We start from the raw sequence: 20,936 nt of genomic DNA, 5'->3' as shown, positions 1-20,936 counted from the left end.
CCGCACATTGAGACACTGGGAGACCGAGAAATGAAAAAGGCATCGAGAGCCGCGCTGGCGCTCACCCTCTCCGTGGCCGCGGTGGCCGGCGGAATCGGCTTCACCGCCGGAGCCTCGCAGGCCGAAGCCTCCAGGAAGCCCAAGCCCGTGGTCCAGGACCGGTTCGACCCGCTCGGCCCGCCGATGCACCAGCTGCGCCACGAGGGCCGCACCGTGCACTACGCGGACACCGGCGAGAGCGACGGCACCCCCGTGCTCTTCATGGGCGGTACCGGCACCACGGCCCGCGCCTCGGGCATGACGGAGTTCCTGCGCACCACCCGGCAGAAGCTGGGCCTGCGGATGATCTCCGTGGAGCGGAACGGTCTCGGCGACACGGAGTTCGACCCGAAGCTGGGCTTCGCGGACTACACCTCCGACGTGCGCGCCGTCCTCGACAAGCTCGGCATCCGCAAGGCGCCCGTGGTCGCGATCTCCGGGGGCGGCCCCTACGCGGCGCACTTCGCCGCGGCCGCGCCCGGGCGCGTCTCCTCCCTGCACCTGGCGGCGGCGCTCCCGCCCTACGGCGAGAAGCCCGGGTACTGCGGCAAGAGCGACGCGGAGCTGGCGGCGGCCGTCCGCGAGCAGATCCGCGATCCGCGCGCGTGGTGGGCCTTCCCCGAGGACAGCCCGGTGCGGAAGATCCCCGGGTTCACCGACCGGGCCGAGGAGGACGGCGCCCGTTCCTACTATCTGCGCGGCCAGCTGGGCGACCCCGAGGCGCAGGTCCACGAGCAGCGGCTGTACTGCGAGCGCCCCGGCCCCGACCTGTCCGCACTCCGGGCGCCGGCCTTCGTCTACACGGGCGCCAAGGACACCACCGTCCCGCCCGCGACGCAGGCCCGCTGGGCCGACGCGCTGCCCGCCGAGCCGGTCACCCGCCGCTACGACGACAGCGGCCACGACGTGCAGTACCGGCACTGGGACCAGATCCTGCTGGACCTCGCCGGCTACGCGGACCGCACCGCGGTGTGCACCGGCAAGGGGAGCCGCGGCAAGACCCGGGTGCTGCCGGAGAAGGCCGCCGAGCGAGCTCTGAAGAAGGGCGCCACCCTGGGGAGCTGCGCCTGGCGCTGACCGCGCTGACCGCGCGCTGACCGCGCGCCGGCCGCGCGTCGGCCGGGCCCGCGCGGGCCCGGCCGACGCCCCGCCGCACTTCCGCGGCGGGGCGCTTTGCGTGCCTCATGTGCGACATCCATGTCTCACATGGAGTACTGTTGTCTCATGAGTCTGGATCGGGAAGAGCTGCTGAGCACCGCCGCTGACGTCCTGACCCGGCGGCCGACCTCCTCCATGGACGACATCGCCAAGGCGGCCCGGATCAGCCGCGCGACGCTGCACCGGCACTTCGCCGGGCGGGAGGCACTCATCCGCGCGCTCGAACAACTCGGCCTCCGCCGCCTCGACGCGGCACTGGACGCCGCCCGCACGGACGAGGGGGACGCGGCCGACGCGGTGCGGCGGGTCATCGCCGAGACCGAGCCGCTGGCCGGCTTCCTCGGGTTCCTGGTCACCGAGAACCAGCTCTTCGAGCCCGGCGAGCAGCACGCCGGCTGGACCAGGATCGACGAGCGCATCAGCGCCCTCTTCCAGCGCGGACAGCGCCAGGGGGCCTTCCGGATCGAGCTGTCCCCGGCCTGGCTGACCGAAGCGCTCTACGCCCTGATCACCGCCTCGGCCTGGGCGGTCCAGGACGGCAGGGTCGCGGCCCGCGACTCGGTACGGATGACCACGGAGCTGCTGCTCGGCGGCGCACGGCGGAGCGTGGAGGAATGAGCAGTAGCACCACGACCGCCGGTCCCGGCGGCACCCCGGCGGACACCGGCCCCTCCCGGCTGCGGTGGCTGGCGCTGGCCGTACTGGTCCTCGCCGTGTTGCTGGTCGGCATCGACGTCACCGTGCTCGGCCTGGCGGCGCCCTTCCTCAGCGAGGACCTGCGGCCCTCCAGCACCCAACTGCTGTGGATCGGCGACGTCTACTCGTTCGTCATCGCCGCGATGCTGGTCTCCATGGGCAGCCTCGGCGACCGGATCGGCCGCAAGAAGCTGCTGCTGACCGGGTCGGTGGCGTTCGGTGCGCTGTCGGTGCTCACCGCCTACGCGCACAGCCCCGAGGCGATGATCCTTTGGCGGGCGCTGATGGGCGTGGCGGGCGCCACCCTGATGCCCGCCACCCTCGCGCTGATCCGCAACATCTTCCCCGACCCGCGGGAGCGCAGCCTGGCCGTGGGCATCTGGGGCGCGATGACGGCCGCGGGCACCGCCGTCGGTCCCGTCGTCGGCGGGTTCCTGCTGGAGCACTACTGGTGGGGCTCGGTCTTCCTGATCAACCTGCCGGTGATGGGGGTACTGGTGCTGGTCGGTGCCAAGCTGCTGCCGGAGTCCAGGAATCCGGCGCCGGGCCCCTGGGACCTGCCCAGCGTCGGACTGTCGATGGTGGGTCTCATCGCGCTCGTCTACGCCGTCAAGGAGACCGCCGCCTACGGCTTCCGCTGGGACGCCGCGGGCGCCGCGGCGGTCGGCGCGGGCGCGCTGTACGCGTTCGTGCGGCGCCAGTTGCGGCTGCCCGCGCCGCTGCTGGACATGCGGCTGTTCGCCCACCGCGGCTTCAGCGGCGCCGTCCTCGCCGATCTGCTGACCATCCTGGGGCTGTCGGGGCTGGTCTTCTTCCTCTCCCAGTTCCTCCAGATGGTGCAGGGCCGCTCCCCCCTCCAGGCCGGTCTGGCCGAACTGCCCGCGGCCATCGGCTCCGTCGTCGCGGGCCTGTTCGCGGGCCGGGTCGCCCGTCGTACCTCCGTGCGGGGAGCCGTCTCCGGCGGGCTGGCCGCGGTGGGCGTCGCCCTCGGCGGCTGCCTGTGGCTCCAGCCGACGACGAGCTACCCGCTGCTGGGCGGTGTGCTGCTGGTGGTGGGGGTGGGCGCGGGACTGGCGTTCACCGTGACCGCGGACGTCATCCTCTCGACCGTTCCCAAGGAGCAGGCGGGCGCGGCCTCAGCGGTCTCGGAGACCGCCTACGAACTGGGCGCCGCGCTCGGCATCGCCCTGCTGGGCTCGGTGGTGACCGGCGTCTACCGCTCCTTCGGCACCCCGCCGGGTGTCTCCCCGGACGCGGCCGAGCACGCCCGGCAGTCGCTGGGGGAGGCGGTGCGGACCGCGGACGCGCTGCCCGCCGCCGCGGGGACCGGACTGCTGGACGCCGCCCGCGACAGCTTCACCGAGGGACTGCGCTACGGGGCCGGTGCCGGGGCCGTCGTCCTGCTCGCCGCCGCGTTCCTGGCCTGGCGCCTGTTGCGCGGGCAGCGGCTGGAGGAGAGCTGAGCGGCGGCCGCCGCACGCACGCCGCGGACTCCGGCCGTCGGAGCCGGCCCGCGCCGGGGCCGACGGACCCGCGGACCGCGGACGACGCGCCGCGGCCCGGGCGCTTCCTCAGGCCGCCTTCGCCTTCGTGGCGTAGACGTCCACGTACTCCTGGCCCGACAGGTCCATCACGTCGCTCATCACCTCGTCGGTCACCGCGCGGAGCACATAGCGGTCCCGGTCCATGCCCTCGTACCGGGAGAAGTCCAGCGGCTCGCCGAACCGCACGGTGATCCGGCCGCCGCCGATCCGGGGGAGGCCGTTGCCGCCCGGCTGCACCTCGTCCGTGCCGATCATGGCGAACGGCACCACCGGCGCGCCGGTCATCAGGGCCAGCCGGGCGATGCCCGTACGGCCGCGGTAGAGCCGGCCGTCGGGGGAGCGGGTGCCCTCGGGGTAGATGGCGAAGACGTTCCCCTCCTCCAGCACCCGGCGGCCGGTCATCAGGGCGGCCACGCCGCCGCGTCCGCCGTCCCGGTCGACGGGGATCATGCCGACGCCGGTGAAGAACCACGCCATCAGCCGCCCCTTGAGGCTCCTGCCGGTGACGTACTCGTCCTTGCCGATGAAGAAGACCTGCCGCGAGGTCACCAGGGGGAGGATCATCGAGTCGATGAACGTGAGGTGATTGCCGGCCAGGATCACCGGACCCGAGCCGGGGATGCGGTCGGCCCCTTCGACCCGCGGCCGGAACAGCACGCGCAGGAGCGGGCCGAGCACTGCCTTGATCAGCCGGAAACGGGACAACGGACCCTCCGCCCAGTCGGTGTGGCCGTGCGCGTGGTCGATGCGCACGGAAGCGCAGATGAGGACGATACTCGCCGCTCCGGGTACCCGGCACACCGGGTTTCTTGCACCGTTACGAGGAATTGACGTGGATTGCGTCCGTATTGCTCAGCTGCTGGCGCGCTGCCCGGCCGGTGTTTCGGCCGTGTTCGCACGGACGTCTCCCCGCCGCCGCCCGGCCGGTCCTACGATCAGCCCGACATGTGGCAGGGCCGGACATCGGTGCCACCGGGACTGAGGAGAGCGCATGGGACAGGAGCAGCAGCCGGGTCGCAGAACAGTGCTCGGCGCCGCGGCGGTGCTGGGCGCGGCGGGCACGGGTGCGGTCGCGGTCGGCGGTGGTACGGCGCAGGCCGCGGACGCCGCGGCGGCTCGCACCGACGGGCGCGGACACGGCCACCGGCGGCTGCCGACCCCGGCCGTCATCGGGCACCGGGGCACCAGCGGCTACCGCCCCGAGCACACCTTCGGCTCCTACCAACTCGCCCTCGACATGGGCGCCGACGTCATCGAGCAGGACCTCGTCCCCACCAAGGACGGCCACCTGGTGTGCCGGCACGAGAACGACATCACCGCCACCACCGACGTCTCCGACCACCCCGAGTTCGCCTCCCGCCGGACCACCAAGACGGTCGACGGGAAGCGGCTCACCGGCTGGTTCACCGAGGACTTCACCCTCCGCGAGCTGAAGACGCTGCGCGCCAAGGAACGCATCCCGCAGCAGCGGCAGCGCAACACCCTCTACGACGGCCGCTGGGAGGTGCCCAGCTTCGCCGAGGTCCTGGAGTGGGCCGAGAAGCAGGGCAGGCGGCGCGGGCGCCCGGTCTGGCTGCACATCGAGACCAAGCACCCCACCTACTTCCGCAAGCTGGGCCTCGGCCTGGAGAAGCGGCTGGTCACCCTGCTGCGGCGGTACGGGCGGCACAAGTCGCACGCGCCCAACTTCCTGCAGTCCTTCGAGCCGAGCAGCATCCAGCGGCTGGACAAGCTGGTGGACTGCCCCCGCGTCGTACTGCTCTCCGGCCCCACCTCGCGCCCCTGGGACTTCGTGGAGGCGGGCGACCCGCGCACCGTCGCCGACCTGGTGAAGCCCGAAGGGCTGGCGTGGATCGCCGGCTTCGCGCAGGGCATCGGCCCCACCCTCGACCTGATCATCCCCCGCGAGGAGGACGGCTCGCTCGGCCAGGAGACGACCCTGGTGCGCGACGCGCACGCCCGGAAGCTGGTGCTGCACCCGTACACGATGCGCAACGAGAACACCTTCCTGCCCGCCGACTTCCGCAAGGGGGACGACCCGAACGCCTACGGCGACGCGTTCGGCGCCTTCAAGCGCTGGTTCGAGACAGGCATCGACGGCATCTTCTCGGACAACTGTGACACCGCGCTGCTGGCCGCCGCGGACTTCCGCGACCGCCGCTGACCGCTCCGGGCCGCCTCGCACGCTGCCCGTCGGCCCGTGCCTCCGAGCCAGGCGGCCGACCGGTCCGATCTCACTCGCACGAGTGATGCGCCGTCCGTTCCGCAACCGCGGACGGGCGGCGCGCGTGCAGCCGCGTATGAGCGAACCCCACGTGCCGCGGCCCGCCTCGCGGGAGCCGGAGCCGCGGGCACTGCTGTGGGCCGAGTGCGCCGCCGAGGCCGCGGCGCTGCCCGGCACCGATGCCGAGGACCTGCTGCAGGGCGTCCGGTTGCGCTGGCTGGAGCGGCTGCGCGCGTCCGGCCCGCCCGCCGACCCCGCAGCCTGGCTGGCCGCCGCGGTGCGCGCCGAGGCCCGCGGGGGCTCCCGCGGACCGTGCGAGCAGCCGGGGGCCGCCGGACCGCCGCCGCCCCGCGCGGACTGGCAGCAGCGGATCACCGCGTCCGACGGCACCGCCGATCCGGCCAGCGACACCGAGGCACCGCTGCTGGCCGCCGAGCGCCGCCGCGAACTGGCCGCGGCCGTCGCCCGGCTGCCGGGGCGCTGCCCCGCCGTGCTCGGCGCCCTGCTGTCCCGGGAAGACCCCACATACCCGCAAATCGCCCGTGAGTTGGGAATGTCACAGGGCGCGCTGGGGCCGCTGCGTTCCCGCTGCCTGGAATGCCTGCGCAGAATGCTCGCGGCACAGGTTCCACCACCTGGACCCAGGGGAAGGGTGCGAGAGGCAACCGGCGTCACCAGGGCAGACAGCACGGACACGGCACCCTCACTCTCCCGCGCCCGTGCGCACACAACTTGGGGAGGCATGCGCACATGGGCATGAGCGTGACCATCTCTGCGGCGGACGAAGGCGACGCCGAACAGATACTGAAGCTCCAGTACCTCTGCTTCCAGAGCGAGGCGGAACTCTACGGCGACTACCGCATCGAGCCGCTGGTCCAGACGCTGGAGGAACTGCAGGCCGAGCTCGCCGCGGGCTGCGTGCTGGTGGCCCGGCTGGGCGAGGAGGTCGTGGGCACCGTACGCGGCAGGGTCGACGCCGAGGGCACGGCGCGGATCGGCAGGCTGTGCGTGCACCCCCGTCTCCAGGGGCACGGCCTGGGCGGGCGGCTGCTCGCCGCCGTCGAGTCCCACCTGGCCGACGCGTTCGGACCCAAGCGCTACCACCTGGTGACGGGCAGCCGAAGCGAGGGCAATCTGCGCCTGTACCGGCGGCTGGGCTACACCCCGGTCGGCACCGAGCGCGACCGCCGCGTGACGCTGGTGGCGCTCGCCAAGGACGCCGCCGAGTACGCCGCCAGCGCCTAGGCTCCGGCAGCCGCCGGGCTGTGGTGGCCGCGCCGCAGCCACCACAGCCCCGTCACCGGCAGCAGCACCGGGATGAACAGGTATCCCATGCCGTAGTCCGACCACACCGTGGCGTCCGGGAACGCGGACGGTTCCACCAGGGTCCAGGTGCCCACCGCCAGCACGCCGAACAGCTCCAGCGCGCAGCAGGCGAGCGCGGCCCGCCTGGCCCCCTCGCCGCCGCGCACCAGGGACAGCGTGATGAACGCGTACACCAGCGCGGCGGCCGCCGAGAGCAGATAGGCCAGCGGCGCCTCGTGGAAGCGGGTGGAGAGCTGGACGGCCGAGCGTGAGGCCGCGCCCACCGTGAAGATCCCGTACAGCGTGACCAGGAGCTTGCCCGGCCCGCTGCTGATCCCCGCGCGCCCGCTCGCGGCATCCGCCGTACCGTCCGCCGGGGTGCCGGCCGCTTCGTCCCTCGTGTCCTCAGCCACCGGTACCGCCTCCCCAGATGTCGTACAGCCGCACCTGGAGCACCGCCAGCACGACGGCGCCCGCGACCACCGTCAGCGAGCCCCACTTGGTGCGCTCCGTCAGTGAGAGCAGCCCCACCACCGGCACGCAGGCCACCACGCCGACCAGGTAGGAGAAGAAGATCACCGAGCCGTCGGCGGCCGTGTGGCCGCGCGCGGCCTGCACGATGCCGACCACGAGCTGGGCCAGCGCGAGCAGGGTCACCACGGCCATGCCGAGGAAGTGCCAGTCCTTGGTGGGCTGGTCGCGGTACGCCGCCCAGCCGCACCACGCGGCCAGCACGAGCGCGGCCACGGCGAGCGTGACGGTGAGCGGGGTGAGCATGCGAAGGAGTCTAGAAGGGCGCCCGGGCCCGCCGACGTGCGCCCCCGGACGCCCGCGTACGCTGCCCGGCATGAAGTTCGAAGCCCCCGTGACCTTGCTGTTCGACAACGACGGCACCCTGCTCTCCTCGATGGACTCGGTGCTCCGCTGCTGGACGGCCTGGGCGCGGGAGTACGGGATCAGCCCGGAGGACTTCGCCGCTGTCGAGCTGCACGGACGCCCGGCCGCTGACATCGTGGGCGACCTGCTGCCCGCCGAGCGGGTCCCCGAGGCCGTGGCCCGGATCGGCCGTCTGGAGGTCGAGGACGTGGCGCGCGGGGGCGCCGTCGCACTGCCCGGTACGGCCGGACTGCTGGCCGCGCTGCCGGAGGGGAGCTGGGCCGTGGTCACCTCGGCCACCCGCGAACTGGCGGAGGCCCGGCTGCGCGCGGTGGGTGTCAAGGCGCCGCTTCTCGTGGCCGCCGACGACATCACCCGCGGCAAGCCCGACCCGGAGCCCTACCTGCTGGCGGCGCGGAGGCTGGGCGCCGACCCCGCGCGGTGCGTGGTCTTCGAGGACGCGCCCGCCGGACTGGAGGCGGGCCGCAGGGCGGGCATGGGCACCGTGGGGTTGGCCACAACGCACCCCCGCGACGCGTTGCGCGCCGACGTCGTCGTCGAGCACCTCGGTTCGGTGACGGCCCAGGTCACAGCCTCGGGTGTGACGGTCGTCGCGGAGGACTGAACGCGGCCGGGACGGCGGTGCGGTGTCCAGCGATGTCCAGCGGCGTCCATCCGGCCGTCCGCGATGCGGACAGAGTGCGCCGTGCGGCCGGCCCGGTCTGATTTACTTTGCCCCATGAACACGACGAGCTGCCGCACCCTGGCGACCGAGGCGACGATGGCGCCCGGTGCTCGTTGTATGCCTGTGCGCGCCTGGCTGTCGCCCACCGGGCGAATGTGTGCCCGCTGAGGGCCCCCGCCTGAGCTGACCGAGGCGACTCGCGCCCCGAAGCGAGTCACGAGCCCGCGTGCCGAGCACCGCGGGCAGAGCCGCTCCCGCCCTCCCCGCCCGCCGGGCCGGAGGCCGGGGAGCACACCGCCCGCGCCCTGTGCGACGCAGCTGTGGATCCGCTCTGCCCGTACCGCTGCCGCACGCCTGCCCGGACGGCACCGCAAGCGCTCATCCCACCGACACCACGGACGATTCTGTGATCACCACAACGGACCTCACAAAGGTCTACCGCACGCGGGACCGCGAGGTCACCGCGCTGGACGGCGTCGACCTCCACGTCGAAGAAGGCGAGGTGTTCGGCGTCGTCGGCCGCAGCGGCGCCGGGAAGTCCTCGCTCATCCGCTGCGTCAACCTGCTCGAACGCCCCACCTCCGGCACCGTCACCGTCGACGGCCAGGACCTCACGGCCCTGGCCGCCCGCTCCGGCGGCGGCAACCGCGCGGGCAAGGAGCTCCGCGCCGCCCGCGCCCGGATCGGCATGGTCTTCCAGCACTTCAACCTGCTGTCCTCGCGCACCGTGCTCGGCAACGTCGAACTGCCGCTGGAGATCCTCGGCCACTCCGGACAGCAGCGCACCCGCAAGGCGCACGAGCTGCTCGACCTGGTCGGACTCGCCGACCGGGCCGGGTCCTACCCCGGCCAGCTCTCCGGCGGCCAGAAGCAGCGGGTCGGCATCGCGCGCGCCCTCGCGGGCGACCCCAAGGTGCTGCTCTCCGACGAGGCGACCTCCGCGCTCGACCCGGAGACCACCCGCTCCGTCCTCCGGCTGCTGCGCGACCTGAAGGAGCAGCTCGGCCTCACGGTGCTGCTGATCACACACGAGATGGACGTCGTCAAGGCGGTCTGCGACTCGGCCGCGCTGATGCGGAACGGGCGCGTCACCGAGTCCGGCACCGTCGCCGAGCTGCTGGCCACGCCCGGCTCCGAACTGGCCGGTGAGCTCTTCCCGGTCGGCGGGGAGCCCTCGGCGCCCGGCCGCACGGTCGTCGACGTCACCTTCCACGGCGAGACGGCGACCGAGCCGGTGATCTCCAAGCTGTCGCGGACCTACAACATCGACATCTCCATCCTGGGCGCCGCCATGGACACCGTCGCAGGCAAGCAGGTGGGCCGGATGCGGATCGAGCTGCCCGGCGGATTCGAGGAGAACGTGGTGCCGATCGGATTCCTGCGCGAGCAGGGCCTGACCGTCGACGTCGCCGCGGTCGCCGGCGGCACCGGGGACGACGCCGGTGCGGCGTCCGGCGACCGGAGCACGGAAGCGGTGGCCGCCCCGGCCGGGCAGCCCGCCGCACGCGCCGGGGGAGGTGCCGAATGAGCTGGTCACAGATGCAGCCGCTGCTGTTCCAGGGCTTCTGGGACACGCTCTACATGGTCGGCTGCTCCGCACTCGTCGCGCTGGTCGGCGGCCTGCCCCTGGGGCTGCTGCTCGTCCTCACCGACAAGGGCGGCATGCTGCGGAACACGCCCGTGAACCGCGTGCTCGGCGCGCTGGTGAACGTGGGCAGATCGCTGCCGTTCATCATCCTGCTGATCGCGCTGATCCCCTTCACCCGTTTCGTCGTGGGCGAGTCGGTCGGCTCCACGGCCGCCGTGGTGCCGCTCGCCATCGGCGCGATCCCGTTCTTCGCGCGGCTGGTGGAGACCGCCGTCCGGGAGGTCGACCGGGGCCTGGTCGAGACGGTGCAGGCGATGGGCGGCGGCACCCCCACCGTCGTCTTCAAGGCGCTGCTCCCGCAGGCGCTGCCGTCCCTGGTGGCCGGACTGACCACCACCGTGATCGTGCTGATCGGGTACTCGGCGATGGCGGGCACCGTCGGCGGCGGCGGACTCGGCTCGGTGGCCGTGCAGTACGGGTACCAGCGCTTCGAGACCGGCGTCATGGTCGCCACGGTCGTCGCGCTGATCGTCGTCGTCACCGCCGTGCAGCTCGTCGGTGACGCCGTCGTGCGGCTGCTGACGGCTCGCGGCGGCGGAGGCGGCGCCGACGGGGGCGCCGGGCGGCGGCTCGCCAGGCTGGGGCGCGGCCGTACCGCAGCGGTGGCGGCGGCCGTCGTCGTCCCGCTGGCCCTGATCGGCTACGGCACCGGCCGGGGCGGTGAGGACGAGCAGACCCTCCGGATCGCCGCCTCGCCCACCCCGCACGCCGAGATCCTGGAGTATGTCGAGAAGCACCTCGCCGAGAAGGAGGGGCTGAAGCTCGACATCCGCAGGTTCAACGACTACGTGGTGCCCAACACCGCCACCGAGAGCGGCGAGGTCGACGCCAACTTCTTCCAGCACAAGCCCTACCTCGACGACTTCAACGAGAAGCAGCACACCCACATCAGGCCGGTCGTCAACGTCGAGCTGGAGCCGCTGGGCCTCTATTCCAGGAAGGAGAAGAGCCTCGGGGGCATCGGGTCCGGGGACACCGTGGCCGTCCCCAACGACAGCACCAACGAGGGCCGCGCCCTGCACCTGCTGGACGAGCACGGGCTCATCGGGCTGAAGCCCGGCGCGGGGCCCGAGGCCACCCTCGGCGACATCGCCGACGCCAAGGGCCTGAAGTTCAAGGAGCTGGAGGCCGCGGCGGTCCCCCGCGCTCTCGACGACGTGGACGCCGCCGTCGTCAACGGCAACTACGCCGTCGACGCCGGGCTCAACCCGGCCTCGGACGCGCTGGTGGCGGAGAAGGCCGAGGGCAACCCGTACGCCAACTTCCTCGCGGTCAAGGACGGGAAGCAGGACGACCCGCGGATCCGGAAGCTCGCCGAGCTGCTGAACTCCCCCCGGGTGAAGAAGTTCATCGAGGACAAGTACCAGGGGGCGATCGAACCGGTCTTCGGGCCTGTGGGATCGTGACCCCACGGCCTGAACCGGGGAAAGTCCCCGTGTCGACAAGTCTCTGATCAGCGCCGGGTCCGCCTGTCGGGGCGGGCCCGGCGCTGCGCATCCCGGTGCCGATGCTGCATGCTGTGCACCCCGACGTGTAGGAGCGGCGCATGACCTCGACCTTCCCGGACATCTCGATCAGCACGGACCGGCTCGTGCTGCGCCCGTTCGAGGAAGCGGACGTCCCCGCGCTGACCGCGATGATGGCCGACGACCAGATCACCGCCTGGCTGGCGTCACCCGTGCCCTATGACGGGGACCGGGCCCGGGACTTCGTCACCCGCGGCGCCCCCGCCCGACGCACCTCCGGCGACGGCATCGTCTTCGCCGTGACCGAACTGCTCACCCAGCGGCTCGTGGGTCTGGTCGAGTTGCACGGCGCGGACTGGCGCGTGCTCTCCGCCCACGCGCTCTACGCCACCGCCTCCTGGGCCCGCGGCGAGGGGTACGCCTCCGAGTCGCTGGCCGCCGTCGCCCACTGGCTCTTCCAGGACCAGAAGTTCGAACGCCTGGAGCTGCGCACGGCGGCCGACAACACCGCCGCCCAGCAGGTGGCCCAGAAGCTGGGCTGCATCAGCGAGGGAGTGCTGCGCAACGCCTGGATAGCCCGCACCCGCACCGAGAACTTCGGGGCCTCGCGGACCGGGGCCCAGGGCGGCTGGGCGGAGATCCGCACCGACCTCATCGTCTGGAGCCTGCTGCCCGAGGACCTGGACGGCAGCTTCGACCAGTTCGCCGGAACCGGCGGCTACGCGCCCCACCCCGGCTGGCCCCGGCGGCACTGACACACGGCCCCGCTGGGCCCGGGGGCGCGGAGCGCCGGACGCGGCGGGGTGCGTGGGCGCTGCCCCGCCGCGACAGGGGGTACGCTCTGTGGGCCCGACCTGCGATGTGCCCAGACCAGCCAGGAGAAGCCCACCATGGCCGACCGCGTCACCGTGATCGGGTGGGACGGTTCGCCGCTGACCGACGCCGCCCGCTCGGCACTCGCGGCGGCCACCCTCGTGGCCGGAGCGGCGCACCATCTCGCCCTGCCCGAGGTTCCGCCGCGCGCCGAGCGCATCCGGCTCGGCAGCACCTCCCTCGCGGCGCGGCGCATCGCACGCCACCGCGGCACGGCCGTCGTCCTGGCCGACGGCGACCCCGGCTTCTTCGGCGTCGTGCGCACCCTGCGCGCCCCCGAGCACGGCCTGGAGGTCGAGGTCGTGCCCGCCGTCTCCGCGGTCGCCGCGGCCTTCGCCCGCGCCGGGATGCCCTGGGACGACGCCCAGCTCGTGGTCGCCACCAGCCGTACGCTGCGCCGCGCGGTCAACGTCTGCCGCGCGCACAACAAGGTCGCCGTGCTCACCTCGCCCGGCGCCGGGCCCGCCGAACTCGCCCTGCTGCTGAACGGGGTCCACCGCACCTTCGTCATCTGCGAGGCTCTGGGCACCGAGCGCGAGCAGGTCACCGTCCTCACCTCGGACAAGGTCGCCGACCACACCTGGCGCGACCCGAACGTGGTGATCGTCGTCGGCGGCAGCGGGGCGGGCGCCGACAGCGGCACCACCCAGGGCACCGGATGGCTCGCGGGTCACGAGGTCGGCTACCCGCCCGCGGTCCGCGGCTGGGCTCTGCCGACGGCCGAGTACGCCGGAGAGCAGGCGGAGGGGAGCGGCGGCGGCCCGGCGGGCGAGTCGGAGCAGTTGCGCGCCGCCCAACTGGCCTGGCTGGGGCCCCGCACGGGGGACCTCGTCTGGGACATCGGCGCGGGCAGCGGCGCGTTCGCCGTGGAGGCCGCGCGGTTCGGGGCCGCGGTCATCGCCGTCGACAGCGACGCCGACGCCTGCGGTCGCGGCTACGCGGCCGCGCGGCGCTTCGGCGTCCAGTTGGAGATCGTGCACGGCGTCGCGCCGCACATCCTGGAGGACTTGCCCGAGCCCGACGTGGTGCGGATCGGCGCCGGGGGCACGGCCACCGTCACCGCCGTCGCGGACCGCCGCCCCGCCCGCATCGTCACGCACGCCACCACCCGGGACGAGGCCGAGGCGGCCGGACGGGCCCTCGGGGAGCGGGGATACGCCGTCGAGTGCGCCCTGCTCCAGTCGGTGCGGCTGGAGACCGCCGGGTGGACGGAGACCGAACGCTCCGTCGTCTTCCTGCTGTCCGCTGTGCGGAACTGAACTTCTGTGACGTGGTGCGTGACGAACCGCGACGAAGTGCGCTTTCTCTCCCACCCCTGGCGGGCGGGGTTCCCCGTGCCGGGTAGGCTGATGGACTGTTGTGCCACCGTTCGGGGTTGACGCTTCGTCCGCCGTTGTCCGAATGGTGTAGCCGGAGGCACGTGCCGCACAGAGTGCGTGCTCGTTCTTCATCTGCGGGGCGCGGCGGTCCGTCCGCCGGTTGGAAGGAGCACTAGCGATGGGCGAGGGGAACGCATGACTGACACCGGTCAGATCCCGGGCGAGGGGCTGCCGGAGAACGCAGGCGGGCAGCAGCCGGAGGGACAGCCGGACATCCCGGACTCCGGCGGCTACTCCTTCGCCGACGGCAGCGGCGACGTCCAGGACGCGGCCCAGGCGCACTCCGCTCACGCCGCGCACGTTCACCACGAACCTCATGCGAACCACGAGACCCAGGAGATCCAGGAGGAAGAGGACCTGCTGCTGATGCCCTCCGCGCAGAGCGCCTGGAACGAGCAGCCGCTGCCCGCTCCCGGGCAGCCGGCAGCGCATCCCCAGCAGGAGGGCGGATACGGGTACGGCCCGTACGGGCAGCCGCAGCAGGACGCCGCCCCCCTGCCGCAGGACGGCGGGTTCCCCTCCGGAGCGGAGTACGGACCGGACGGCGCCCCGGCATCGCACGCCGCGACCGGCGCCGACGCGTACGCGCCGCAGCACGGATACGGGCAGCAGGACACCGCGCACCAACAGGAGGCCCAGGCCGCGGCCCAGCCCGTCCCGGCCGCGGAACAGATCGAGGCGGCGGGCCCGGCCCAGGGAGCGCACGAGGTCGACGGCCGGGACTCCGGCGCGTACGACATGACCGCGGTCCGCGCCCCCCAGCAGCCGCAGCCCGCGCCCCCCGCGACGCAGAGCACTTCCGGCTCCGGCCCGCGCCGCCCGCTGCACCTCGGGCCGCCGGTGCCCGAGCAGTCCGGCACCGTGCGCCCGCTCTCCGAACGCGCCGCCGCGCGGCCCGCCGCCTCGGCCCCGCAGGCCGCGCCGGTGCAGGGCGCGCCGCAGCCGTCCGCCGCCGGGGAGAGCCGTCCCGCTGCCGAGTCGCAGCCCGCGACGCCCGCTCAGCAGGACTCCGTGCCCTCCGCCGCAGCACAGGAGGCGCAGGCCGCGGAGTCGCAGCCCGCGGAGGTGGCGGGCGCCGCTCCGGCCGGACAGCAGTCCGGCGACCTCCCGGGGACAGCACCTGCTGTCATGGACCCGCAGAGCGCCGCTCCGGCGGCGCCCGACCAGTCCGCCGCCCCGCAGTCCGCTCCGCCCGCACCGGCCGCCGAGCACCCCGGAGCGCAGGCCCCACCGGAGCCCCAGCAGTCAGCGGCCCAGCAGCCCGCTGCCGGGCAGCCCGTACCGGAGACCGCCGCGCAGGCCGCCCCGGCCGCCGCCGCGCAGGACCCGGCGCCGCAGCCCGACCAGCCCGCACTCTCCGCCGAGGAACCGCTGCCAGGACCGCAGTTGGGCCAGCTCCCGCCCCAGCAGGACGGCCGGGCCCCGCAGCCCGTCCCTGCCGAGGCCGGCGTCCCCGCCGACGAGGCCGCTGCCGACGCCCCCGCGGCGCCGACCCCGGCCGACGCCGCCGCGGCTCCCGCACCGCCGGAAGGGCCGGCGGATGACACGGAGCAGCCTCCCGCCCAGCCCCGCGAAGCGCCCGCCGAAAGCGATCCGGCTGCCGCTGCCACGGTCTCCCCGGAACCGGAAGGAGAGGCGCCCGGACAGAACGGCCCCGTCAACGACACCGTGCCCGGACCGCGCCGGGAGGCGCAGCCCGGTGAGGCGCCCACCGTTCCCGCGCAGGGCGGCGAACCGCTGCCGCAGCAGGAGGCGGCCGTTCCGCCCTCGACCGCTCCTCCGATAAACCAGGACCCGGAGCAGCCCGCCGGCCCCCGGCCGGACAGCCCCGTGATCCCCGAGCAGGCAACAGCACCAGACTCCCCGGGCACCACCGCGTCCGAGGCGCAGCCCGTTAAGGAGCCCGAGCCCATGCCAGTCCCCGAAGCCGCTGCTCCCGGGACGCCGGCGGACGCGCACCCCGGCCCCGCCGAGAACGCCACCGCGGCCTCCGAAGCCGCCGTCCCCGCACCGGCTGCCGTCCCCGCACCGGCTGCCGAGGCCGCAGCGCACGGCGCCGGCGCGGTACCGGCCGCGGCGGCGCCGGAGGCCGCAGCCGAGGGAGAGGCGCCGCAGAGCCCGGCCGGGCCCACCGCCGAGGTCCCGGACGCAGTGGCGGACGATTCCGCCGCTGCCGCGGAGCCCGCCGCGGAGCCCGCCGCGGAGCCCGCTCCGTCCGCCGCGCCCGAGCCGCTCGCCGGGGACGCCGACGCCTCCGGCGGAGAGCCCGCCGCGGAGCCGGTGCCCGCGGCCGGCACCCCCGCGTCCGACCCGGCCGCCGCCGAGCAGTACGCCCCCGGCACCTCGCCGACCGGGCCCGGTACCGCGTCCCCGGCCCCCGCCGACAGCGCCGCCGTGCCCGCCGACGATCCGTCCGTCGCGGCGCAGGCCGCCGACAGCCCGTCCGCCGAGGCCGTGGAATCCGGTGCCGCGTCCGGCCCCGTGCCGTCCGAGGAAGCCGCTGCCGCTGCCGAGGCCACGCATGCGGCGGCCCCGGTTCCCGAGACCGCTCCGGCCGGACCCGTGCCCGAAGCCGCAGCCGCCCCCGAAGCCCAGCCCGAGGCGCCCGCCGGAACGCCGGAGGGGGCACTCGCCGCGGACGAGGGCACCGCCCCCGAGCCCAGCGGCGCGCCGGAGCCCGCAGGGCAACCGGCCTCCGACGCCGCCACCGTCGACCCGGCCGCCGACGGTGAACGCACGGTCGATCAGTCCGCCGAGGACGAAGGCCCCGAGAACGAAGGCCTCGTGAACGAGGCCACCGACGGCGGGGCTCCCGAGGGCGGGGCCGCGCAGGACCAGCCCGCATCCGCCGTCCCCGCGGGCGAGCCGGCACCCGGGTTCGCCGAGGCCGAGCGGGAGGCCGTGCACCGGCTGATGCGCGAGCGGCGCGACATCCGCAACGGCTTCCGCCCCGACCCGATCCCGCACGAGGTGCTGCTCCGCGTTCTGGAGGCGGCGCACACCGCGCCCAGCGTGGGGCACTCGCAGCCCTGGGACTTCGTGGTCATCCGCTCCGAGGAGACCCGGCGCGCCATGCACGAGCTGGCCGAGCGCCAGCGCCAGGCGTACGCCAAGTCGCTGCCCAAGGCCCGGGCGAAGCAGTTCAAGCAGATGAAGATCGAGGCGATCCTCGACACCCCCGTCAACATCGTCGTCACCGCGGACCCGACGCGCGGCGGGCGGCACACGCTGGGGCGGCACACGCAACCGCAGATGGCCCCCTACTCCTCGGCGCTGGCCGTGGAGAACCTGTGGCTCGCCGCGCGGGCCGAGGGCCTGGGCGTGGGCTGGGTCAGCTTCTTCGACGAGCGCGAGATGGTCCGCGCGCTGGAACTGCCCGAACATCTGGAGGTCGTCGCCTACCTGTGCGTGGGCTACGTCGACGAGTTCCCGGGCGAGCCGGAGCTGATGCAGGCCGGCTGGTCCAAGCGGCGCCCGCTGTCGTGGGTGGTCCACGAGGAGTCCTACGGGCGCCGCGCGCTGCCCGGCGCCGAGCCCACCGGCATGCTGGCCGAGACGCTCAGCACCATCCGCCCGCTGGACGCCAAGGCCCTCGGCGAGGCGTGGGAGCGGCAGAAGCGGATGACGAAGCCGTCCGGGGCGCTCGGCATGCTGGAGATCATCTCGGCCCAGCTGTGCGGCCTCTCCCGCAAGTGCCCGCCCCCGGTGCCCGAACCGGCCGCCGTCGCGGTCTTCGCGGGGGACCACGGGGTGCACCAGCAGGGCGTGACCCCCTGGCCCCAGGAGGTCACCGCGCAGATGGTGGCCAACTTCCTGGGCGGCGGCGCCGTCTGCAACGCGTTCGCCAATCAGGTGGGTGCCGAGGTGTGCGTCGTGGACGTCGGCGTCGCCGCCGAACTGCCCACCACCCCCGGTCTGCTGCCGCGCAAGGTACGGGCCGGGACGGCGGACATGACCGCCGGCCCCGCGCTGACCCAGGAAGAGGTCGAGCGGGCCCTGGAGGTGGGCATCGAGACCGCCCGCGATCTGGTCGCGGCCGGCAACAAGGCACTGCTCACCGGCGAGATGGGCATCGCGAACACGACCGCCTCCGCGGCGCTGATCGCCGCCTGCACCGGCGCGGACCCCGCCGAGGTCACCGGGCGCGGTACGGGCATCAACGACGAGACGCACGCCCGCAAGGTCGAGGTCGTGCGCCGTGCGCTGGAACTGCACCAGCCCGACCCGGCCGACCCCCTCGGGATGCTCTCGGCGTTCGGCGGACTGGAGCACGCCGCGATGGTCGGGCTGATCCTCGGCGGTGCCTCGCTGCGCACCCCGGTCATCCTCGACGGTGTCAGCGCGGGGGCCGCCGCGCTGGTGGCGCGAGCCGTGGCCCCCGAGGCGCTCGCCGCGTGCATCGCCGGGCACCGCAGCGCCGAGCCCGGCCATGTCGCCGCGCTCACCAAGCTGGGGCTGCGCCCGCTGCTCGACCTCGACCTGCGGCTCGGCGAGGGAACGGGCGCGCTGCTGGCCCTGCCCATGGTGCAGAGCGCGGCCCGCGCGATGCACGAGGTCGCCACGTTCGACGCGGCCGGCGTCACCGAGAAGAGCTGAACGGCCCCGCGCCACGGGCCGCTCCGGTGCACGCCGAAGCGGCCCGTCCGGCGCGGGTCGGCACCCCGCCAGGAGCGCGGGGGTGCCCGACCCACCCCGTGACCTGCGAGACAGCGCCGCCCGGCGGTCCCGCATAGGCTGTTCCTCACCGTCCCCGCCGCTCCACCGCCGCAGCGGCGTCGTCCTCGGCTCGGTGGACGAGCCGGCCCGCCCTCTCGAGAAGGATGCCGTCCCAGATGTCGGAAACCTCCGCCACGCCCGCCTACCCCGTAGGACTCCGCCTGGACGGCCGTCGCGTCGTACTGGTCGGCGGCGGCACCGTGGCGCAGCGCCGCCTCCCGGCGCTGCTGGCGGCGGGTGCGCGGGTCACCCTCGTCGCGCCCGAGGCCACGCCCTCCGTCGAAGCGATGGCGACGGCCGGAGAGATCGCCTGGGAGCGCCGCGGCTGGCGGGACGGCGACCTCGCGGAGGCCTGGTACGCGCTGGCGGCCACCGACGACGCCGCCGTCAACGCCGCCATCGTCGCGGAGGCCGAGGCCCGCCGGGTGTGGTGCGTCCGCGCGGACGACGCGGACCGGGGCACCGCGTGGACCCCGGCTACCGGCCGCAGCGACGGCATCACCGTCGCCGTCCTCACCAGCGGGGAGCACGGCGCGGCCGGACGCGACCCGCGCCGCGCGGCCGCCATCCGGGACGCTGTCGTGGCCCGGCTCGGGGACGGCACGCTCGGCGCGGAACAGCGCGGGCCCCGAACCCCCGGCGTCGCCCTCGTCGGCGGCGGACCCGGCGACCCGGACCTGATCACGGTGCGGGGCCGCCGGCTGCTGGCCCAGGCCGACGTGGTCGTCGCCGACCGGCTGGGCCCCCGCGACCTGCTGGACGAACTCCCGCCGCACGTCGAGGTGATCGACGCGGCCAAGATCCCCTACGGCCGGGCGATGGCGCAGGGGGCCATCAACGCGGTCCTGGTCGAGCATGCCAAGGCCGGGCGGTCCGTGGTGCGGCTCAAGGGCGGCGACCCGTTCGTCTTCGGCCGCGGCATGGAGGAGGCCGAGCAGCTCGCCGCCGAAGGGGTGCAGGTGACCGTCGTCCCGGGCATCTCCAGCGCGATCAGTGTGCCCGGCGCGGTCGGCATCCCCGTCACCCACCGGGGTGTGGCCCACGAGTTCACCGTCGTCAGCGGCCATGTGCCGCCCGACGACCCGCGCTCGCTCGTCGACTGGACCGCGCTCGCCCGGCTGCGGGGCACGCTCGTGCTGCTGATGGCGGTGGAGAACCTCGGCGCCATCGCCGCCGCGCTCCGCGCGCACGGCCGCCCCGACGACACCCCGGTCGCCATCGTCCAGGAGGGCACCATGGCCACCGAGCGGCGGGTCGACGCCACCCTGGCGACGGCGGCCGACCGCGCCGCGGCGCAGGACATACGGCCGCCGGCCGTCATCGTGATCGGCGACGTGGTGGCGGTGGGCCCGACCGCACCGTGATCCGCCGGGCACGCCCCGGACAACCGCCCCGTACGCGGCGGTATCGACGCATTGGCACTTCGAGCGGGACAGGGCGGTATCGGCCTGTGGTCACCTCATCCTCCCCCGGCACCACCCCCGGCGACCGGCCGGCCGGCGGGCTCGTCACCGTCGACGAGCCCGACGATCCCCGGCTGGGCGACTACACGGGACTGACCGACGTCGAACTGCGGCGCAGGCGCGAGCCCGCCGAGGGGCTGTTCATCGCCGAGGGCGAGAAGGTGATCCGCCGGGCCCGGCAGGCGGGGTACGCGATGCGCTCGATGCTGCTGTCCGCGAAGTGGATCGACGTCATGCGCGACGTCATCGACGAGGTGCCCGCGCCTGTCTACGCCGTCAGCCCGGAACTGGCCGAGCGTGTCACCGGCTACCACGTGCACCGCGGCGCCCTGGCTTCCATGCAGCGCAAGCCGCTGCCGAAGCCGGCGGACCTGCTGGCCACCGCGCGCCGCATCGTGATCATGGAGTCGGTCAACGACCACACCAACATCGGCGCCGTCTTCCGCAGCGCCGCCGCGCTGGGCATGGACGCCGTACTGCTCTCCCCCGACTGCGCCGACCCGCTCTACCGCCGCTCGGTCAAGGTCTCCATGGGCGCCGTGTTCGCCGTGCCCTACGCCCGGCTGGAGAGCTGGCCGCAGGGCCTGGAGACGGTGCGCGACGCCGGGTTCCCGTTGCTCGCCCTCACGCCGGACGAGAAGGCCCTCCCCATCGACACCGTCACCCGGCGCTGCGGGGACCGCTCGGCCCTGCTGCTGGGCGCCGAGGGCAGCGGACTGTCCACCCGCGCGCTGCGCGCCGCCGACGAATGGGTCCGCATCCCCATGGCGCACGGTGTCGACTCGCTCAATGTGGGCGCCGCCGCAGCCGTCGCCTTCTACGCGGTCGCGCGGCAGGCCGGCTGAGACGAACCGGGAGCATCGG

General features: G+C 74.5%; 17 protein-coding genes. 14 read left to right on the top strand and 3 right to left on the bottom strand.

All coding sequences use genetic code 11. The features are described from left to right. The first annotated feature begins 30 nt into the window (after positions 1-30). The 3 genes from ACFYMO_RS19385 to ACFYMO_RS19375 all read left to right on the top strand — a co-directional run bounded on the left by ACFYMO_RS19385 (position 31) and on the right by ACFYMO_RS19375 (position 3,356). Positions 31-1,116 (top strand): alpha/beta fold hydrolase, encoded by a 1,086-nt coding sequence (locus tag ACFYMO_RS19385; protein WP_019360053.1) that lies wholly within the window; start codon positions 31-33, stop codon positions 1,114-1,116. A gap of 147 nt (positions 1,117-1,263) precedes the next feature. Beyond that, positions 1,264-1,815: a helix-turn-helix domain-containing protein gene (locus ACFYMO_RS19380; RefSeq protein ID WP_366772044.1), complete on the top strand. Its 552-nt coding sequence runs from the start codon at positions 1,264-1,266 to the stop codon at positions 1,813-1,815. Beyond that, a complete protein-coding gene (locus ACFYMO_RS19375) occupies positions 1,812-3,356 on the top strand; it encodes an MFS transporter (RefSeq protein WP_388547630.1) in 1,545 nt (514 codons plus the stop codon). Before ACFYMO_RS19380 ends, ACFYMO_RS19375 begins: the two co-directional genes overlap by 4 nt. Positions 3,357-3,464: 108 nt before the next feature. Here ACFYMO_RS19375 and ACFYMO_RS19370 read toward each other — a convergent pair whose 3' ends face one another. Continuing rightward, a complete protein-coding gene (locus ACFYMO_RS19370; protein ID WP_026005231.1) occupies positions 3,465-4,142 on the bottom strand; it encodes a 1-acyl-sn-glycerol-3-phosphate acyltransferase in 678 nt (225 codons plus the stop codon). A gap of 286 nt (positions 4,143-4,428) precedes the next feature. On the opposite strand from ACFYMO_RS19370, the gene ACFYMO_RS19365 reads away from it, so the two are divergent. The 3 genes from ACFYMO_RS19365 (at position 4,429) to ACFYMO_RS19355 (ending at position 6,906) form a co-directional block, all read left to right on the top strand. Continuing rightward, entirely contained in the window at positions 4,429-5,601 is a 1,173-nt protein-coding gene (locus tag ACFYMO_RS19365; protein ID WP_366772041.1) for a glycerophosphodiester phosphodiesterase, read from the top strand. Positions 5,602-5,737: 136 nt separating this feature from the next. Continuing rightward, on the top strand, positions 5,738-6,421 hold the full coding sequence (locus ACFYMO_RS19360) for a sigma-70 family RNA polymerase sigma factor (RefSeq protein ID WP_366772040.1): 684 nt from the start codon (positions 5,738-5,740) through the stop codon (positions 6,419-6,421). After that, positions 6,412-6,906, top strand: a complete 495-nt coding sequence (locus tag ACFYMO_RS19355) for a GNAT family N-acetyltransferase (protein WP_388547626.1) — start codon at positions 6,412-6,414, stop codon at positions 6,904-6,906. Before ACFYMO_RS19360 ends, ACFYMO_RS19355 begins: the two co-directional genes overlap by 10 nt. On the opposite strand, the gene ACFYMO_RS19350 is transcribed toward ACFYMO_RS19355, so the two are convergent. Both ACFYMO_RS19350 and ACFYMO_RS19345 read right to left on the bottom strand, forming a co-directional pair. Beyond that, positions 6,903-7,379, bottom strand: a complete 477-nt coding sequence (locus ACFYMO_RS19350; protein ID WP_366772038.1) for a hypothetical protein — start codon at positions 7,377-7,379, stop codon at positions 6,903-6,905. The genes ACFYMO_RS19355 and ACFYMO_RS19350 overlap by 4 nt on opposite strands. Then, a complete protein-coding gene (locus ACFYMO_RS19345; RefSeq protein WP_366772037.1) occupies positions 7,372-7,743 on the bottom strand; it encodes a hypothetical protein in 372 nt (123 codons plus the stop codon). Before ACFYMO_RS19345 ends, ACFYMO_RS19350 begins: the two co-directional genes overlap by 8 nt. Before the next feature lie 70 nt (positions 7,744-7,813). Here ACFYMO_RS19345 and ACFYMO_RS19340 point away from each other — a divergent pair, with 70 nt between their 5' ends. From ACFYMO_RS19340 to ACFYMO_RS19305, 8 genes are all read left to right on the top strand, one after another. Further along, complete coding sequence (locus ACFYMO_RS19340) at positions 7,814-8,467, top strand: HAD-IA family hydrolase (RefSeq protein WP_388547622.1); 654 nt, start codon at positions 7,814-7,816, stop codon at positions 8,465-8,467. A 466-nt stretch (positions 8,468-8,933) separates the two neighbouring features. Then, positions 8,934-10,055 (top strand): ATP-binding cassette domain-containing protein, encoded by a 1,122-nt coding sequence (locus tag ACFYMO_RS19335; RefSeq protein WP_366772035.1) that lies wholly within the window; start codon positions 8,934-8,936, stop codon positions 10,053-10,055. Then, positions 10,052-11,581, top strand: coding sequence for a MetQ/NlpA family ABC transporter substrate-binding protein (locus ACFYMO_RS19330; protein WP_388547618.1), 1,530 nt, complete (start codon positions 10,052-10,054; stop codon positions 11,579-11,581). The genes ACFYMO_RS19335 and ACFYMO_RS19330 overlap by 4 nt, the downstream gene beginning before the upstream one ends. A gap of 140 nt (positions 11,582-11,721) precedes the next feature. Continuing rightward, entirely contained in the window at positions 11,722-12,396 is a 675-nt protein-coding gene (locus ACFYMO_RS19325) for a GNAT family N-acetyltransferase (protein WP_366772034.1), read from the top strand. Positions 12,397-12,531: 135 nt separating this feature from the next. Then, positions 12,532-13,773, top strand: coding sequence for a precorrin-6y C5,15-methyltransferase (decarboxylating) subunit CbiE (cbiE, locus tag ACFYMO_RS19320; RefSeq protein WP_366772033.1), 1,242 nt, complete (start codon positions 12,532-12,534; stop codon positions 13,771-13,773). A gap of 255 nt (positions 13,774-14,028) precedes the next feature. Beyond that, complete coding sequence (gene cobT / locus ACFYMO_RS19315; protein WP_388547614.1) at positions 14,029-18,489, top strand: nicotinate-nucleotide--dimethylbenzimidazole phosphoribosyltransferase; 4,461 nt, start codon at positions 14,029-14,031, stop codon at positions 18,487-18,489. A gap of 236 nt (positions 18,490-18,725) precedes the next feature. After that, positions 18,726-19,973 (top strand): uroporphyrinogen-III C-methyltransferase, encoded by a 1,248-nt coding sequence (cobA, locus tag ACFYMO_RS19310; protein WP_366772030.1) that lies wholly within the window; start codon positions 18,726-18,728, stop codon positions 19,971-19,973. Positions 19,974-20,059: 86 nt separating this feature from the next. Continuing rightward, positions 20,060-20,917: an RNA methyltransferase gene (locus tag ACFYMO_RS19305; RefSeq protein ID WP_366772029.1), complete on the top strand. Its 858-nt coding sequence runs from the start codon at positions 20,060-20,062 to the stop codon at positions 20,915-20,917. Positions 20,918-20,936 lie beyond the last annotated feature (19 nt).

This window comes from Streptomyces sp. NPDC007025, assembly GCF_042869455.1.
Classification (GTDB): domain Bacteria; phylum Actinomycetota; class Actinomycetes; order Streptomycetales; family Streptomycetaceae; genus Streptomyces.
The sequence above is the reverse complement of the archived record's forward strand: the minus strand, read 5'-3'. Positions and strand labels throughout refer to the sequence as shown.